The following is a 16,495-nucleotide window of genomic DNA, read 5'->3' on the forward strand; positions in this document are numbered from 1 at the left end:
CTCATGGAGTTGGCTGTCAGCAGGGTCCGGTGAGTTTGGAGGAAACACGCTTCGGCGTGTCGCGATCAGTGACCTGCCCGAGGATCTCGGCGGCGCGGCGCTCGCCAAGGGCTCTGGCGAGCGCGTCACGGAGTTGCTGGTTATCGGCTTCCAAGTGGCGAATACGAGCTGTGGAGGCTTCGAGCCGGCGTAGCAATGACGGATCGGAGGCGCGCTGACGCTGCGGCGGAGGCGGCGAGGACGGGCTCGGGTGCCGCTGGCGGAGATGCTCGATCTCGGCGCGCAGGTCATCTTGGGTGTAGAGCCATGATCGAGACACGTTGGCCTGCCGGGCGACGGCATCGAAAGTGACGCGCTGACCGGCGGCGTCCATGCGGCGCAGAGCGGCGATGGCCCGCTGACGGGTCTGATCGGCTCGGCGCCGGGCCGCGGCGACGACGTGATGGGTGTTATCAGCTCGCATCGGCTTCTTTGGCCTCGTCCTTCTCGATCTCGCCGATCATGCGGTCCAGGTTGGTGAGCACTTGCTGGTTCATCTCCGCGACCCGGGTCTGGCCTTTGCCGTTGGACACCTCGATGAGCGTGAGCGTGCGGTGGCGTTGCTCGCGGAGTTCGGGCATGAACTCTGGGCCGGTGATGAAGACCGGGCAGGTCAGGCACGCATTGGCGTGCGGACAGCTCTTTTGAACGGGCAGCCCGCAGTAGCCGTTGGGCAGGGTCTGGGTCGCCATGGCGAACCGGGTCTTGGCCCATTGCGCCTGGGCGAGTGGCCCGTCGGGATCGAGTGCCACTCGCTCACCCCTGATGTTGACCTTGGTCGCCTGCTCCCAGCGGCGCCGGACGGTCTGGTCGGTGATCTTGGCGTAGTGGGCCGTCATCTGCATGGAATCGTGGTCGAGGAGCACCCGGATGACTTCCTGCGGAACGTCGCAGTTGATCAGCCGGGTGGCGAAGGTGTGCCGCCACTGGTGCGGAGTCAGGTGAACCGGTCTGCCGTGCTCGTCGCGGACGTTGCAGCTTTCCAGCCAGCGGTTGAGCTGGCCGCGGTAGGCGTCAGAGCTCATCGGTCGCTGTCCGCTGGCGTTGCCTGTGAGACGGGGGAACAGGTGCGGGTTTCCGCCGGGCCAGCGTTCCAGGACTCGCCGCTGCTGAGCGCGGATCTCCGTCTCGAGTTCCTCGTCGATGGGGACGGCGGCCTCACGCTCCATCTTGGTGTTGACGTAGCGCAGGTAGGGGGCGCCTTGCCCGTCGTGAAGCAGGCAGTCGAAGGGCAGGGTGCACGCGGCGGCCAGGCGCAGCCCGCACCGGATGAGGATGATGGTGGCCAAGCGGCCTTCCGGGTAGGGCCAGCGATCCAGGTTGGCAGGCTGTTCCACCTGGGCCATCACGTGCTCGGCCAGATGGCGGGTGATGGGCAGGCGGCGCCGGGAGACGTCGCCGGTGAAGAACGCCGCGGTGGTGGGCAGGGTGTCATCCCAGCGGTGTTGCCGGATGGCCTGGAAGAACAGGTGGAGTCCGCCCACACGGCTCTCGTTGGCGCTGACGCCGCCGGGCAGGTCGGTCAGCCAGGCGAGATACCGCTCCAGCAGCGGACGGTCGATGTCGGCCAGCCCGTTGGCTGTGGAGGCTGCGGCGGTGAGGAACTCGCTGAAGCGGGTCAGCGCCTGAACATCGGACACCGCGGTCGGAATGGAGAGCCCGGAGATCAGCCGGTAGCGGACCCACCGTTTCCCGAGCTCGCGCAACCACGGCTGGGTGATGCGGTCGAAGCGCAGCCGGATTCCGGAACGCGCGCCGCCCGCGCTCTGCTTGAGCCCGCTCAGCTTGGCCACGTGCCAGACATCGCGGGGATACTCCACTTCCCAGCCGCTGCCGTCATGGAGCGTCTCGACGGCGTCGCGGGCATAGATCAAGAACGTTTCGCTCCGGTTCCGCAACTTCTCCCAGCCCGGCTTCCGGCGGCGAGCGAGGCCCATTTGCCGCCACTCCTGTTCGGTGCGTTCCAGCAGTGAGGCGACACCGCACTCGCGGGCGCGGTTGATCGTCCAGCTCGCGACGTGGAGGGGCAGGGTGACCGTCTGCTCGTCGTGCCGGGTCTGGACGGCGTATTGCAGTTCGAGCTTCAGCTGAGGAGACAGCCCGCGGAAGTCGATGAAGGCCTTGCCGTGGCGTTCGCACTCGGCGATGAACTCCTCAATGTCGAGCGACGCGAGGTCCTTGCGGCGGGTGCGGTGCGACTTGCATAGCCCCAGGCTGCTTTCCGACCAGAGCGAGCAGAACGACAACCGGCATTCCGCCTGCCCTGCCGGTTCAACGGCGGGGGCGGCGGCCGCCCAGGCGGCGGGGTCGGGATGGCCGGAGCGCTGCCATCGGTCGCGGTGCCGGGTGCACAAGCCCTTGCCCGCGCCGCAGTAGCGACAGCCGGCAACGGTGCACCGGCCGGGCTCGCTGCGGCCTCGTAGGGGCGGCCCGGGGTTGGTGACGAAGCTGGCCCGGTCGGGCCGGTCGGACAGCTTCCGCCAGCGATTGCCGTGGCCCTTGCACAACTCGTAATCACTCGCGGGGCGGTCGCAACCGGGCACGGCGCAGAACTTCCAGCCCAGGACCGGGTCGTCGGGGGCCGGGAACAGGATGTCGACGCGGAACTCGGGCCGAACCGCGGCCATCAGCTTCTCCAGCAATCCGCGCCTAGCCGGATCCATCTCGGCGAGAGTCACAGCTGAACCTCCCGCCCGGTGAACCAGCCCGCGCTCTCCAAGGTCCGACGGGCGTCCTCGACGGTGAGGTGGCCATATGTGTCGATCGTCGTGGTGATCGAGGCGTGTCCGAGCAGTTCCTTCACGCTCTCCATGCCGGCGCCCCGACGCAGGAGCCAGGTGGCGTAGGTGTGCCGGAATTGGTGGGGCTCGAAGTCGATGCCGGTCCGGCGGCGCAGCCGTATGACCAGGTCATAGACGGCCGCGTAGGTGAGCGGCCGCCCATGCGGTTCGGCCCAGAGGTTAACGAAGACGTAGTCGGAGTCCAAGGCGCCGTACTCATCGTTGAGATAGCCGGCATAGAGCCGCATCAGCTCGGCGCTGGCCGGGATCGTTCGAGCACGATCACCCTTGGCGCGGGCACGATTGTCGTTGAAGCGCGGTGTGACGGTCACGGCGCGGCCGGCGATGTCCATGTCCTCGTGCCGCAGGCCCAGGGCCTCGCCGATACGAACGCCGCAGTCCAGCAGAACCCCGAAGACCAGGCGATCCCGCAGATGATCGCAGGCATCCAGGATGGCCTGGGCCTCGGCAGCGGCCAGCACGTGCGGCCGCGGCCGCGAGGACCTCAGCTTGATGGTTCGCCTCCGCTGGGCCATGTGCTTGGTGACGTGGTGCAGGAACGGCTTGTAGGAGGTCGCTGCCGATCCGCGGCGATGCCCTGAGGGGAGGTTGGTGATCAGAAGACCGGCCAGCTCGACGCCGTGCCGGGCGTGGAACTCGCAGAAGGAGGTCAGGGCCGCCAGCTTGCGGTTCACGCTCGCCGCCGAGCAGTGGTGGTCAACCGTGGGCAGCACGGTGACCTTGCCATGGCGGGCCTCGGGCGACAGCCGCAGCCAGGCCACGAACCCTGCCACGTCTTCCAGCGTGGCGGTCTTCCAGTCGAGGTCGTGGCCGGTCAGGTAGACGAACCAGTCCTTCAGATCGTGAGCGTAGGCCTTGACGGTGTTCGGCGACTTCTCGATCGAGGTCAGGTAGGCCAGGAACTGCTCGACCGGCTCGACCGGGACGTGTTCGTTGCCGAGCAGAGTCCAGGACTCCGCCTCCGAGTCCGGCATGAGTACTCGCTGTACGCGCATCGCATCTCCCGCTTCCGTGCTGGACAGCGGAAGGTAATCGCATCCACCACGTTGATCGGGAAGGAGTTAGCGCAGGTCATACACGTCATAGACGGAGCCTTGAGGGCTCAAGATAACGAAGCCGAGCCGCGTCGCGCCGGATTTGTTCGCCAGCAGCGCGAACTCCTCCGCATCCAGCGTCCAGCACTCGATCAGGTCCTCTAACTCCCATTCGCGTCGCATCCCGCACCTTTCTCCCGGATTTTCAACAAGGGTCAGGAGAAACATGTTTTGTAACCACCCGACTACCGACTGGTATGTCACACCTGTGATGGCGACGCAACGCGCCGGAGACATAACGCTTTGCTACCTTGCGGGCGGGCTCGCGAAGGAATCCATACTAAAGGCACACGTGATCAGTTACACAGCGTTACTTTGCGGCTGGTGGCACGGACCCGAGCGGGGGGGTCCCGACACCCGCTCGACGATCTTTCCGTGAATCTCAGCGAAGCCCCAGGACGGTGTGCTAGCCGACCAAGATCAATCTCACCAGGATTTCCTGTGCGCCGACTACTCACACCCGTGGATGAGCCCCCTGCCCCAGGGACAACAGCCCAGAGCCCCGCCCAGCGCCTCCAGCCCCACGGCACGCGCGTACACCACCGACCGTTCCGCACCCGTCCCCACTCCCGTGAACTGATCCGACTTCACCTAACTTGCGGGAATTTACATTCCCGGTAGTTGCTTGCGAGCACCCTCGACGCAACAGATCAGATTTATTGATTTTTAATTTCCAGAAAATAAAAAATGCTACCCTGAAGCGGTGACGGAAGAGTCGAGCGTGGTGACGCCGTGTAAGTACTGCGGGGCGCCGATCGAGCAGCGGCCAGGACGAGGGCGTCCGCGGGCATATTGCCCCCAGAGAGACTGCCAGGCGGCCGCGAAGCGAGAACGGGAGCTGAAACGGGCGACGCCGGGCCTGGAAGGCGTGCTGGCTCGGGCGGAAGAGTTCTACGAACGGATGGAGAAGGGAATGACGGCGGTGATCGCACCGCTGGCGCAGGTTCTGGCCGACGAGCTGAGCCCGGCTGGGGTGGAGGCCAAGCTCAGCGCTGTTCAAGCCGAGGCCCACACTCGGGTGGCGATAGCGCGCACCGAACGGGAACAGGCCTTCGAGCAGGTACGGCTGGCACGCGAAGCCACCGGTCATGCACGCCGGGAGCGTGATGCGATGGCGCGGCAGGTGGAGGAGGCCAACGCCGAACGGGACACCGCACTGGCCGACGCGGAGAGGGCACGGGAGCAGGCACTGGCCGCCCTGCACGAGGCCGCCGCCACCGAACGCCAGGCCAAACACGCCGAGCAGGAGGCCAGGCGGAGAGCCGAACAGGCCGAGATCACCAGGGACACGGCGGTGCGGGAGATGGCTGAACGAGTGGAGGCGGCCGAAGCCGAGGCACAGCAGGCTCGGGCGCAGGCCGTACAGGATCAGCGGCATGCCGAGCAGGCGAGGGCGGAGCGGGATCGGGCGCGCAAGGCGGCAGAACTCGCCGAGGAGACGAGGGCCGAGGCCGAACGGAGCGCCGTGGCCGCTACCGCTCGGGCTCAGGCCATCGAGGCTGAACGGGACCGGGCGATGGCACGTGCCGACGCCGAGGCCCGAGCACGTGGCGAGGCGGCCGCCGAGACGGCCGAGGCTCGTGCCCAGGCGGCTCGCGCGGAGAAACGTGCCGCCGAGGTGGAGAAGCGGACGGTGCGGCAGCTGGCCGAGCTCGACAAACGCACGGCCAAGAAGGTCTCCGAAGCGCAGGAAGGCGCTGCCGCCAATGTGAGCAAAGCGCGCGCCGAACGAGACGAGGTGCGAATGCAGCTGGCCATGGAGCAGATGAGACTGTCCGACCTACGCGAACAGGTGGAGGCACTTCGTGCCGAAGCCGCTCAGCTCCGCGAGCGCGCGGTGGCGGCGGAGTTGCGGGCCGGCGGATCCCCCTGAGCCGTGAGGGGTCCCAGCCAAGGTAAGCCCAAAACCGTTCGCCTCGGTGATGTGGCGGAAGATCCTAAGACCGTGACTCATTTGGTCATGCGGCGGTAGCGAATGTGTGCGGCCATGTAAAAGTGGCTCTGTCTCGCTCTGCGGGGTCGGGCTGTCGGTGGTGACGTTCAGTTGCGCGCTCGGCGTCGCGAAATGCGTATTCGCGACCTGGCATTCAAAGCTCGGACGAAGCGAGACCCGTCGCTGGGGCGACATGTTGCGGAATGCATCGGCAGGGCGCCTCGGGGTCGGCCGCCGCTGCGCGAGGGGTGTCGATCGGGATCGGTGGGTGCTACCGGAGTTGGCCGCGGCGGCGGGTCAGGTAGGCGGTCTCGGCGGTGTTGCCCGCCAGCTCGATGGCTTTGTCGTAGGCCGCGCGCGACTGCTGACTGTGGCCCAGCCGGCGCAGCAGGTCGGCGCGGGCGGCGTGGTAGGCGTGATAGCCGGCCAGCTTGTCCTCGAGACGGTCGATGGCTGCCAGTGCCACCTGCGGGCCGTCGAGTTCGGCGGCCGCGATGGCCCGGTTGAGGGCGATGATCGGTGAGGGGTCGAGGCGGACGAGTTGGTCGTAGAGGGCGAGGACCTGCGACCAGTCGGTGTCACGGACGTCGCGGGCGGAGGTGTGCACGGCGTTGATCGCGGCGAGGATCTGGTAGCGGCCTGGAGCCACCCCGGCGGCGGCAGCGGCGAGGCGCTCGCGCACCAGGTGGTGGCCTTCGGCGATCAGCGCCGTGTCCCAGGCCCCACGGTCCTGCTCGTCGAGGGCGACCAGTTCGCCGCTGGCCGAGACCCGGGCGGTGCGGCGGGCCTCGGTGAGGAGCATCAGCGCCAGCAGCCCGGCCACCTCGCCGTCGTCGGGCAGGAGGGCACGGATCAGGCGGGTGAGCCGGATCGCCTCGGCGGTCAGGTCGTGCCGCACCGGGTCGGTGCCGGGGCCGGTCGTCAGGTAGCCCTCGTTGAACACCAGATACAGCACGGCGAGTACGCCGGTGATGCGTGCCGGGAGATCCTCGGCGGACGGCACCCGATACGGGATGCGAGCCGCCTTGATCTTGGCCTTCGCGCGGGTGATCCGCCGCTCCAAGGCGGTCTCCTGGACCAGGAAGGCGCGGGCGATCTCGGGCACGGTCAGACCGCCGACCATACGCAGCGTCAACGCCACGCGCGCTTCCACCGCCAGCGCCGGGTGACAGCAGGTGAAGATCAGCCGGAGCCGGTCGTCGTCGATGGCGCCCAGCGGCTCAGGCGGGGCCTGGTCGTACAACATCTGCGCCTCCTTCTGCTTATCGTCGCGCTTGTTCTCGCGCCGGATCCGGTCGATGGCCTTGCGGTTGGCGGTGATGGTCAGCCAGGCGCCGGGGTTGGGCGGTACGCCGTCGGCCGGCCACCGCTCGACGGCGGTCGTGAACGCCTCGGCCGCTGCCTCCTCGGCAATGTCGAGGTCACCGAAGCGCCTGGTCAGGGCGGCCACTACCCGCGCCCACTCGTCGTGGTGAGCCCGGGTGATCGCCTCCTCGACATCGCTCACAGGAACGGCCGCACCTCGATCTTCCGATCGCAGACCTTCGACGCCTCGGCGGCGAGCTTGAGCGCCACATCCAGATCGGGGACCTCCCACACCCAGACGCCGGCGAGGTACTCCTTCGACTCCACGAAAGGCCCGTCGCTGAACACCGCCTGCTCGCCCCGGTTGTCGATGACCGTGGCCGCGTCGGTGTCCGCGAGTCCGCCCGCGAAAACCCAGTAGCCCTCGGCGATCAGTCGTTCGTTGAACGCGCCGATGGCAGGCCGCCTGTCCGTGCTGCCGGGATCGCTCTTGTCATCGATCACGGAAACCAGGTACTGCATCCGAAGATCATCTCCTGTGGTGTCAAGACAGCGTGGTTCGGTGGTAGGGACTTCAGGCCGTCAAATACTGCGGGCGCCCGGCCGGCCGGTAGACCTGGATCGTCACGCCCTTGGCGTCGACGCGCGACTCGACCAGGTCGAGCGCAAGATCCGGGCCCGCGTCCGGGAACAACCGCGCGCCCTGGCCGACGACCACCGGGACGATGAGCAGAGTCATCTCGTCGACCAGATCGTTCTCCAGCAGCCACCGGGTCAGGATGCCACTGCCGTGCACCTGCAACTCACCCCCCGGCTTGGCCTTCAGCTCACTGATGGCCGCCGCGAGGTCACCACGGAGAACGGTCGTGTCCTGCCAACGCGGCGCGGTGAGCGTGGTCGAGGCAACGTACTTGGAGGCCTCGTTCAAGGCCACGCCGATGGGATGTGCGCGCATCTGGTCGATTGATCCCCAGGAGCCGGCGAACAGCTCGTAGGTGCGCCGGCCGAACAAGAACGCCTCTGCACGCTGGTAGGTCTGCGTGATGAACGTCCTGGTCTCGTCGTCGCCCTTCCCCCGGGCCCATCCGCCGCGCTCGAATCCGTTCCTGCGGTCATCCGACACGGCGCCGTTTCCCTGCATCACTCCATCGATGGTGACCTGAGTCATGGTCGTCAGCTTCATGATCGCGATTCCTTCGCCTTGGCGCCGCCCCTTGCTGGCGGCCTCACCCCTGCTACGAACACCACCGCCCCGATCCGACACCGCCTCCCGGACTTCTTCAAAAAAACCTTTCGGAACGCCGGTCGTCAGCGATCCGACAGCACGACAGTGTCGCGGCGACCGCGCTCCACTTCCTCAAGCGCGCCAGTGCGGACCAGTGGTGGCGGGCGTTGCTGGTGGCCATCCAGAAGCGGCTCTGTCTCACTCTGGGGCGGGCCGTCGGTGGTGACGCTCAGTTGTAAAGGATCATGGTTCGGAGGAGGTCGAGGTTGGCGCGGCCGAACATGATTCTCTTGAGGTGCTTGATCTTGCAGTTTTCGCCCTCGACAGCGCCGGATGAGTAGGGCAAGGACAGTCCGTTGAGGACGGCGGTGTGGTCGCGGCGGAGGCCTTGGGCGAAGGACCGCAGGTGGGGCAGGTCTGTGGTCTCGGTGTCGACGGCGGTGAGCCAGTCGTCGAGGTCGCGTTCGCCGGTGCGGTGGATGAGCATTTTGGCGAAGGTGGTGACGTGCTGGTCGAGGGCGGCCAGGGGCTGGCTGCGGTCCAGGATGGCGGCGAGGTGGTCTTTGTCGTCGTCGGTGAGGTGGTCGGGGTCGCTGGTGATCCATCGGCGCACGTCGCGGACGGGCGGTGGCTTGGGTGGGAGGTCGGGGTCGTGCAGTCCGGCGCGGAGCGGGACCAGGTAGCGGCGGATGGTTCGGGTGCTGCCGCGGTAGCCCTGATCACGTAGTTCCCGGCACAGCAGCGCGGCGTTGTCGCAGCCGTCTTCGATGACGCGTTTGCGCAGGTAGGGGACGAACCTCTCGAAGAGGCGGTACTGGTTGCCGGGGTCCCCCAGCAGCTCGTCGGCGGTGGCGGCTCGGCGGAACTTCTTGACGGTCTGCTCGGACAGGCCGGTGATCTGGCAGATCTGGGTCTGATTGAAACCCTGGGCGAGCAGGGCGTGGATCTCGGCGTGACGCTGGCGGGTCCGATCGGCGACTGACACAGTGCTGGGGCCGGACAGGGGCACCGACGGCAACTTCCGCGCGGCCAGCTCGTCCCGGAACGGGACCAGGTAACGGCGAAGGGTGCGGGCGCTGCCCTGATAGCCGTGTTCACGCAATTCCTGGAAGAGGAGGGCGGCGTTGGCGCACCGATCATCGAGGATGCGTTTGCACAGGTAGGGGATGAAGTTGTGCAACTGGGCGGATGCCTCGGCGCTGGGAAGTAAATCTTCGGCGCCGGTGCGGCTGGCCTCCTCAGGAGGCTCGGAGATCTGAGTGTCGGCATTGTTCTGGGCGGCGGCGGTGGTGCTGGCACCCGAGGCCTCCGGCGCCTCCTGGCCGTCCCCGACGGGGATGGGTTCGCGCAGGTCGGCGCGGTTTGCTCGGATCGTCTTGTCGACCGCTACGCACAGGTTGTTGTAGAGATGCCAGCGGTCGGCACATTGCCGAGCGTCAGGCGCTCCCAGCCGTGCGCCTTCGGCGAACCCTCCCGCCCGGTCGCGGCACACGACGCCAACCCCGGGGTGGGCAGCCAGCCAGTCGGCCAGAGGTTGGGCCTCACGGCCGTCCAGCACGTCGACCGGACGGTGGGTGTCCAGGTCGATCAGGATGGTGGCATAGCTTTGACCACGGCGTTTGGCGAATTCGTCGACGCCCAGCACTCTCACCGTGCCGACCTCGGGATCGGGCAGGGCACGAATCAGCCGCAGCATCGTGCACCGCGACACCACCGCGCCCAACACCGCCGCTAGGCGCGCTCCGGCCCGCCCGGCCAGTGCCAGGCCGACCCGCTCCAGCACATAGCGCAGGCCCGGAGTCCGCCGCTGCCGCCACTGGGTCACTCCCTCGACCTGCTCGGCGAACGTCACCACGGCGCAGTCGGCGTTCAAGCAGCACAACCGGCGGACCTCCAACTCCACCCGCACTGGCCGACCCGCGCACGACACATCCTCCAGCCTGCGCCGATACCGCTCATGCAGCCGTGACGACGGTGTCCCGCACTCCCGGCAGGCCACCGGCTCCGGCGCGGTCCTGGCCACGACGACCAACCCGGCATCCCCGCTCCCGACCCCGACGAACTCCAGACCGTCCAGATGCGGGAACAACATCCCCAGCAGACGGGCCTGCTCGGACGACACCTCGTGCAGCACAATGACCCCTACGCGGCCGTTCTTCACGTTTGATCTTCGAGTGATCCAAATCGTGACGGAACGGCCGCACCCATGCGCACCGTGTTACAAGACCGCGACCAACACCAACAGCCCCACACCTCACACTCTGTAACCCGACCCCGCAGAGTGAGACAGAGCCACAAGATCGTGGCCGCCCACAGCGAATAAGGGCAGCGGCGATGGCAACGAAGGACGCGAAGTGGTCAGCGCGGCGTTCCTAGCGCCGGTGAAGGCGTTGGCAGCCGGCCGGCCAGGAGACGGTCCGCTCGACCACCCAGCGGTGACGTCCCAGACGCCGGCTGGACTCACCCCCCCCGGCGGGCAATGCGAGGGATGACTCCACGGCCGCGCAGGAAGAGCGGACACCTACACCGACTTGGCCGCCCACCTCGCGGCGGTCTACCCCGGGCGGGCGTTCGCCGCGCACCGGGCCATGCTCACCGAGCTACTCGGCTGATCGTTGCGGGTCCCGCCCGACCCGTGCGGGCGGGGTGCCCGGAGCAGCCAGGAGCTTCACCATTTCCCCGGCACCGCCACGCCTCACGAACTCCAGTAACTGAGGAGATTGGAAAACCCTCAATAGCCGACGCGGATTCGGCGCTGGAGCGACCCGGGTAAGCACACTTGCGGGACTAGTCGCCGGGTTCGCTCTGCGCGGCGGCGGGCGGAAGGACGACACAGCGGCGCACAAAGAACCGCGGGGACCGGCCGTGACGGCCGGATCCCCGCGGGCGGGACGAAAGGGCGGGGGAGGTTACCGGCTCACTCGGGTTTCGGTGCCCGCCAGCACGTTGCCCGGGTCGGTGGCGACCAGGACGAACGACGCCCCGGAGGGGTCGGCGTACACGTTGAAGTTCGCCGAGCTGTCGCCCAGGTGGAACGACGCCTTCCCGCTGCAGTCGCTCTTGATGTTGTAGGAGAGCGTGATCGGGGTGTGGTCGTTCACCAGGGCGTCCTTCACCACGAAGGTGGCGATGCCGGTGCCGCCGCCCTTGCCGTCGAAGTAGTCGAGGCCGCCTGTGGAGATCGGGATGCTCTCGCCGCTCGGGGGCACCGACGTGCCGTTGGCGCCGAAGATGTAGTGCCCCTTCAGCGTGGCGTTGCTGCACTGGATCGTCGACTTGCTGGGCGCGGCGGCGTCGGCGTTGGTGGGGCCGACGAACGTGAGGATACCCGCGGTGGCCAGGGCGCCGGCCGATGCAAGGACGGCGATGCTCTTGCGCGGGCCGATCCTGGAGATGAGTGATCGAGACATGGGTCGCTCCACTTCTGGATATTCGGGGGTGTGAAAGGCTCAGGCGCGCTGGAAATACTGACATCGTTCGCGGACCGATGCTTCTTCTACTTTGCGGTCATGGTGGTTTGTTTCCGGCCGTGATAGCCGCCACCCGAAGAAGGCGGCAGGAGGCCCGCTGAGAAGAAGGGGGGACATATGCTTTGTGACGCCGGCGCCGGGCGGGCAAGACCAGCACGGACAACGGCAAGGACAGCGACGGTACGCCTACGGTCACGACCGTGACGAACATCGTCACGGGTAAGGCCAAGGTCGGCTGCCAGGCCGACGTCATCAACGGCGACCTGACCATCCGGATGTGACATGGACATCACCTAGGAGGCCGTGCACGACCGGCTCCCGCAGCGCGACCTGCTGGACATCCTCACCCGCACCGCCTACCAGCTCGGCTGGCACCACCACTTCGGGCCCGCTTCCGGCTCCGACCCGAAGATCAAGGACACACTCGGCCGGTACGTGCTGATGGTGTTCACCTACGGCACCCCGCTCGGCCCGGCTCAGGTCGCCGCGCACATGCGGGGCCAGATCAGCGCCGCCGAACTCGCCCTGGCCACCAACAAGCACGCCACCAGCGAGAAAGTCGGCGAAGCCTCGACGACCGTGATCAACGGGTTCAATCAGCTCGACATCACCTTGATGTGGGGCGATGGCAAGACCGTGGCCGCCGACGGCTCGCAGGTCGAGACGGGGGAGAACAACCTGCTCGCTGAGTCCCACATCCGATACGGAGGCTACGGCGGGCTGGCCTACCGGCACATCTCCAACACCTACGTGGCACTGTTCTCCCACTTCATCCCGTGCGGGGTGTGGGAGGCGGTCTACATCATCGAAGGTCTGCCGTGCAACGCCTCGGAGATCCAGCCGGACACCATCCATGCCGACACCCAAGGCCAGTCGCTACCGGTCTTCGGCCTCGCGGCGCTGCTGGGCTTCGACCTGCTGCCGCGCATCCGCAACTGGCACGACCTGATCTTCTACCGGCCTGACGCCGGTACCTGCTACCAGCACATCGACGCGCTGTTCGGCGACGAGGCGATCGACTGGCGGCTGATCGAGACCCACTGGAGCGACCTGCTCCGTACCGCGATCTCCATCCGCGAGAACCGGATCTCCTCGGTCACCCTGCTGCGCCGGATGGGCAACCATTCGCGCAAGAACCGCCTCTACCGGGCCTTCCGCGAGCTTGGCCGCGCCGTCCGCACCATCACGCTGCTGCGCTACCTATCCGATCCGGACCTGCGCGAGCAGATCACTCAGATCACCAACCGCAACGGGGCCTTCCACGGATTCGCCGACTGGCTGATGTTCGGCGGCAAGCTCATCCCCCATAACGATCCCGACCACCAAGAGGAGATCATCAAGTTCAACGAGCTGCTCGCCAACTGCGTCATCTACTCCACCGCCTGCGACATCACCGACGCCGCCAACGCCATCGCCGCCGAAGGCCACCCGTCGACCTCGACGACCTGGCCACCATCTCCCCCTACATCACCCACAAACGTCATCAACTGAGACCTGGTGGAGAAGATATGGCCCGACCTGATGCGGGTGGCGATCTCCATCCGCGAGGGCCGGCTCAACTCCGTCACCCTGCTGCGCCGGCTGGGCTCCCACTCCTGTAAGGACGAGATCTATCGGGCGTAGCGTGCGCACCGTGGCACTGCTGCGTTTCCTGGCCGATCCCGCGCTGCGGCGGCGGCGCATCACCGCGGTCACCAACAAGGTCGAGGGATTCAACGGGTTCTCCGGCTGGCTGCGCTTCGGCAACGACGGCGTCATCGCCGGCAACGACCCGGCCGAGCAGGAGAAGATGATCAAATTCAACTCGTTGCCGGCCAATTGCGTGATCTTCCACACGGCGCTGGACATGATGGAGGTGATGCGCCGGCTGCTGGCCGAGGGTTGGCAGCCCGAGCAGGGCAAGGACATCACCGCCGCTGACATCGCGCAGCTGTCGCCCCTGACCGCGCACATCAGCCGGTTCGGCCTGTACGCCACCGACGTGCTGCGCCTACGCCCCGACGACTTCGACCCCGACCTACCCCAGATCGACTTCGCCGACTTGGCCGAGGCTGCCTAGGAAAGCTGTGTTCCTAGGGGCGTCTGGCCCGAAAACACGGCCCTTCACCCGGGCCGATGTCGCCGCCGGGCTTTGCCCCTTCCACGAGTTCACGCAGCAGCCGTACTCACCCCAGGCGTACGCGCTCCGGCTCCCGAGGCGTTGAACGTGGACGGGTGCATACCTCGCTCCCCGCGCCGGCCAGGCCCGCTAATAGATCGGCCGGTCCATTTGGGCTTATCCATTCACCTCTAGATACTTGAACAGTAGTTGAGTACTCTTCTGTGAGTAAAGTAGATGAGCAGGAGGAAACATGTCGGAACATGACGACTTGTCAGCGGAGGCCGCCCTTCGTGAAGTGGACCGCGCGCAGGGCACCGTACGGAAGTCCCACCGCCGGGGCGCGTACTTCTTCGTGGCGATGTGGCTCGGAGCCACCGGCTACTGGCTGGCCACGCTGCTCGGCCCCGTAACGGTCACGAATTACGCCACTCTGACACTCGGCGTCCTTACCGTGGCCGGGTTCATCTACATCTCCCGCCAGCGGGTCTACGGCCGGTTGCAATCCCGGCTCTCGTTTCCCGTCGCCTATGCGTTCGTGGGGACGACCGTGATCGGGGCGGTCTACAACATGTTCCTGCACCCGCAGGAGTCAGGCCCGCTGTGGGCGGTGGCCGATGTACTGGTCGCGCTGATCGCAAGCGCCCCTCTGCTGTATGGCGCGGTACGCATGTTCCGCTCCGCGGAGGACCGGTGAGCCATCCACGGCACGCGCTCGACGAGATCATTCACGCTCCGGTGCGGCTGTCCATCATGGCCATGCTCGCGGCGGCGGAAACGGTCGAGTTCGGTTTTTTGAGGGACACGATCGAGGTCAGTGACTCGCTGCTGTCCAAGCACATCAACACGCTGGAGAAGGCTGGCTACGTACGGGCGACGAAAGGCTTCGTCGGCAAACGCCCCCGGACCTGGCTGGCCCTGACCGACGAAGGGCGCAGCGCCTTCCAGGACTACACGTCCATACTCCGGCAGATCACAGAGGGAACCCATCGCACTTGAGACGCAGAGGCTGCGGATCGCCCCCGCTGCCGTGGACGTGATCGAGGCCTGATGGCCGAATGACACGCACGCTGGGGGCTGGAGATCATCAAGGCGACAGGTCGCGCCCCGGGGACCGTCTCCCTCATACTCGGCCGGCTGGAGCGCAGCGGATGGTCATCCCCACCGGGGAGTCAGACTCTGCGCGGAGAGCGCCAGCCGATCGGCCAGAGCCTGCCCCGTATATGTGTACGGACATCCTCACCAATAAGAAGCCCCGCTCGGGTCGGTGTCACCAGGGGCAAGGTAGCCCTGCGTGACGATGGTAACGGTGGGTGATTCGCGGAAATGACCGATTGTGCGAGATCAGGGTTGCCCTTGTTCGACGAGGCGTTCACCCAGGTCATCGTTCGCAGAACTCCTCTCATAACCGGAACGTTCTGAGAGACGGTTCTGAGATGTTCACGACCTGCGCGAAAGCTCTACTTTGCCCCTGGTGACACCGACCCGAGCGGGGGGCCTTCACGGCCGGAGGAGGCTGGGACTGGTGTGGCGGGCCGTGGCCTGGGCCCTGGTGCGCGCTTCGGTTGACGCGTAGGTGGCGCCGTACCTCTGAGAGAAAAGGCGGCCGAGCTCCGATGGGAGCCCGGCCGTTTTCGCGTGTCAGAGGGGGCCGAGATCACGGACGACCTGGGCGAAGGCACGGATCATGTCGTTCTCCGCATCACCACGCCAGACCAGGCCGAAGTCCAGTGCGGGCATGTCGGGAATAGGGATATGGGTGAGGTCCGGGCGGTTGAAGTAACGAGCCACGTGCGCGGGGGAGGGGTTGATGATCTCACCCGTGCTGATGCGGGAGTAGAGGTCGTCGTTGTTCTCGAGCCCCGGGCCACGCACGATGAGGTTGCCCCTGGGGGTCTGCCCGGGCGTGTAGGCATCGAACCAGTAGTCGGGGATCGACTGGGCGTACCCGACCGGGAAGTCGCCGAGCATCTCGATCGTGGCACTGGTGCGGCCGGCCAGTTCGTGGTCGACGGAGATCGTCAGCACTCGGCCGTCGGAGAACATCGTCGGCCCCATGATGAGATCGGGCTCCAGCACGGGTAGCCAGGTGACCAGTATGTCCATCTCGCCGCGGCGCAGCCCGCCGAAGGGGTCAACGAAGGGGGCAGTCCGCAGGCGCAGGTCCCACTGCGGGTGCCTGCTGCGGAAGGTCTCCCAGTAGCGGCGCAGGTCGTAGCTGTTGGCGGAGATGGTACCGACGCGGAGCTCGGCGGTGATGCCCCGCGCCGCCATCTTGGCACGTTCTAGGCTGGCGCGGAGACCGGCGTAGACCGGGAGCAGGTCGGCGCGCAGCTGGTGGCCGAGCGGGCTCAGTACAACGGTGCGTCTGGCGCGGTCGAACAGCAGGCCGCCGATGCGCCGCTCTTGTGTCTTGATCGCCTGGCTCACCCGGGCCTGGGTCACGTGCAGCCGTGCCGCTGTGCGGCCGAAGTGGAGTTCCTCGGCCAGGGTCAGGAAGATCTCGATATCACGCAGCTCCACGGTGTCC

At 66.9% G+C, this 16,495-nt stretch carries 14 protein-coding genes and 2 pseudogenes; 5 read left to right on the top strand and 11 right to left on the bottom strand.

All coding sequences use genetic code 11. From position 1 onward, the window contains the following. Positions 1–16 precede the first annotated feature (16 nt). The 4 genes from ACQPYK_RS24135 to ACQPYK_RS24150 all read right to left on the bottom strand — a co-directional run bounded on the left by ACQPYK_RS24135 (position 17) and on the right by ACQPYK_RS24150 (position 4,102). Complete coding sequence (locus tag ACQPYK_RS24135; protein WP_433237424.1) at positions 17–463, bottom strand: DUF6262 family protein; 447 nt, start codon at positions 461–463, stop codon at positions 17–19. Beyond that, a complete protein-coding gene (locus ACQPYK_RS24140) occupies positions 453–2,702 on the bottom strand; it encodes a tyrosine-type recombinase/integrase (protein WP_433237427.1) in 2,250 nt (749 codons plus the stop codon). The genes ACQPYK_RS24135 and ACQPYK_RS24140 overlap by 11 nt, the downstream gene beginning before the upstream one ends. Positions 2,703–2,713: 11 nt before the next feature. Next, complete coding sequence (locus ACQPYK_RS24145) at positions 2,714–3,835, bottom strand: tyrosine-type recombinase/integrase (protein WP_433237430.1); 1,122 nt, start codon at positions 3,833–3,835, stop codon at positions 2,714–2,716. 66 nt (positions 3,836–3,901) lie between these two features. Continuing rightward, positions 3,902–4,102: a hypothetical protein gene (locus tag ACQPYK_RS24150; protein WP_433258619.1), complete on the bottom strand. Its 201-nt coding sequence runs from the start codon at positions 4,100–4,102 to the stop codon at positions 3,902–3,904. Positions 4,103–4,637: 535 nt separating this feature from the next. Here ACQPYK_RS24150 and ACQPYK_RS24155 point away from each other — a divergent pair. After that, on the top strand, positions 4,638–5,807 hold the full coding sequence (locus ACQPYK_RS24155) for a hypothetical protein (RefSeq protein WP_433258622.1): 1,170 nt from the start codon (positions 4,638–4,640) through the stop codon (positions 5,805–5,807). A 331-nt stretch (positions 5,808–6,138) separates the two neighbouring features. Here the strand turns inward: ACQPYK_RS24155 and ACQPYK_RS24160 are convergent, their stop codons facing one another. From ACQPYK_RS24160 to ACQPYK_RS24185, 6 genes and pseudogenes are all read right to left on the bottom strand, one after another. Further along, positions 6,139–7,374 carry an RNA polymerase sigma factor gene (locus tag ACQPYK_RS24160; RefSeq protein WP_433258624.1) on the bottom strand — a complete coding sequence of 412 codons (1,236 nt, stop codon included), beginning with the start codon at positions 7,372–7,374 and terminating at the stop codon, positions 6,139–6,141. Further along, positions 7,371–7,694 carry a YciI family protein gene (locus ACQPYK_RS24165; protein WP_433258626.1) on the bottom strand — a complete coding sequence of 108 codons (324 nt, stop codon included), beginning with the start codon at positions 7,692–7,694 and terminating at the stop codon, positions 7,371–7,373. Before ACQPYK_RS24165 ends, ACQPYK_RS24160 begins: the two co-directional genes overlap by 4 nt. 52 nt (positions 7,695–7,746) lie before the next feature. Next, the gene (locus ACQPYK_RS24170; protein WP_433258628.1) at positions 7,747–8,355 is read right to left on the bottom strand and encodes a dihydrofolate reductase family protein; all 609 of its coding nucleotides are present in this window, start codon (positions 8,353–8,355) and stop codon (positions 7,747–7,749) included. Between the two features lie 271 nt (positions 8,356–8,626). Then, entirely contained in the window at positions 8,627–10,531 is a 1,905-nt protein-coding gene (locus ACQPYK_RS24175; protein WP_433258630.1) for an ISL3 family transposase, read from the bottom strand. 241 nt (positions 10,532–10,772) lie between these two features. Further along, positions 10,773–10,917, bottom strand: a pseudogene (locus tag ACQPYK_RS24180) (IS5/IS1182 family transposase); the annotation flags it as partial. A 389-nt stretch (positions 10,918–11,306) separates the two neighbouring features. Further along, positions 11,307–11,807 carry a hypothetical protein gene (locus tag ACQPYK_RS24185; RefSeq protein ID WP_433258631.1) on the bottom strand — a complete coding sequence of 167 codons (501 nt, stop codon included), beginning with the start codon at positions 11,805–11,807 and terminating at the stop codon, positions 11,307–11,309. Positions 11,808–12,170: 363 nt separating this feature from the next. Between ACQPYK_RS24185 and ACQPYK_RS24190 the strand changes: the two genes are divergently transcribed. The 4 genes and pseudogenes from ACQPYK_RS24190 (at position 12,171) to ACQPYK_RS24205 (ending at position 14,964) form a co-directional block, all read left to right on the top strand. After that, positions 12,171–13,358 carry a transposase gene (locus tag ACQPYK_RS24190; RefSeq protein WP_433258632.1) on the top strand — a complete coding sequence of 396 codons (1,188 nt, stop codon included), beginning with the start codon at positions 12,171–12,173 and terminating at the stop codon, positions 13,356–13,358. Beyond that, positions 13,359–13,926, top strand: a pseudogene (locus ACQPYK_RS24195) (Tn3 family transposase); the annotation flags it as partial. Between the two features lie 292 nt (positions 13,927–14,218). Continuing rightward, on the top strand, positions 14,219–14,662 hold the full coding sequence (locus tag ACQPYK_RS24200; protein ID WP_433258634.1) for a hypothetical protein: 444 nt from the start codon (positions 14,219–14,221) through the stop codon (positions 14,660–14,662). Continuing rightward, positions 14,659–14,964, top strand: a complete 306-nt coding sequence (locus ACQPYK_RS24205) for a winged helix-turn-helix domain-containing protein (RefSeq protein WP_433258636.1) — start codon at positions 14,659–14,661, stop codon at positions 14,962–14,964. The genes ACQPYK_RS24200 and ACQPYK_RS24205 overlap by 4 nt, the downstream gene beginning before the upstream one ends. 642 nt (positions 14,965–15,606) lie before the next feature. Here ACQPYK_RS24205 and ACQPYK_RS24210 read toward each other — a convergent pair. After that, positions 15,607–16,488 (bottom strand): LysR substrate-binding domain-containing protein, encoded by an 882-nt coding sequence (locus ACQPYK_RS24210; RefSeq protein WP_433258638.1) that lies wholly within the window; start codon positions 16,486–16,488, stop codon positions 15,607–15,609. Positions 16,489–16,495: the final 7 nt, after the last annotated feature.

The sequence above is a fragment of the Streptosporangium sp. CA-135522 genome (assembly GCF_050949235.1).
GTDB lineage: Bacteria > Actinomycetota > Actinomycetes > Streptosporangiales > Streptosporangiaceae > Streptosporangium.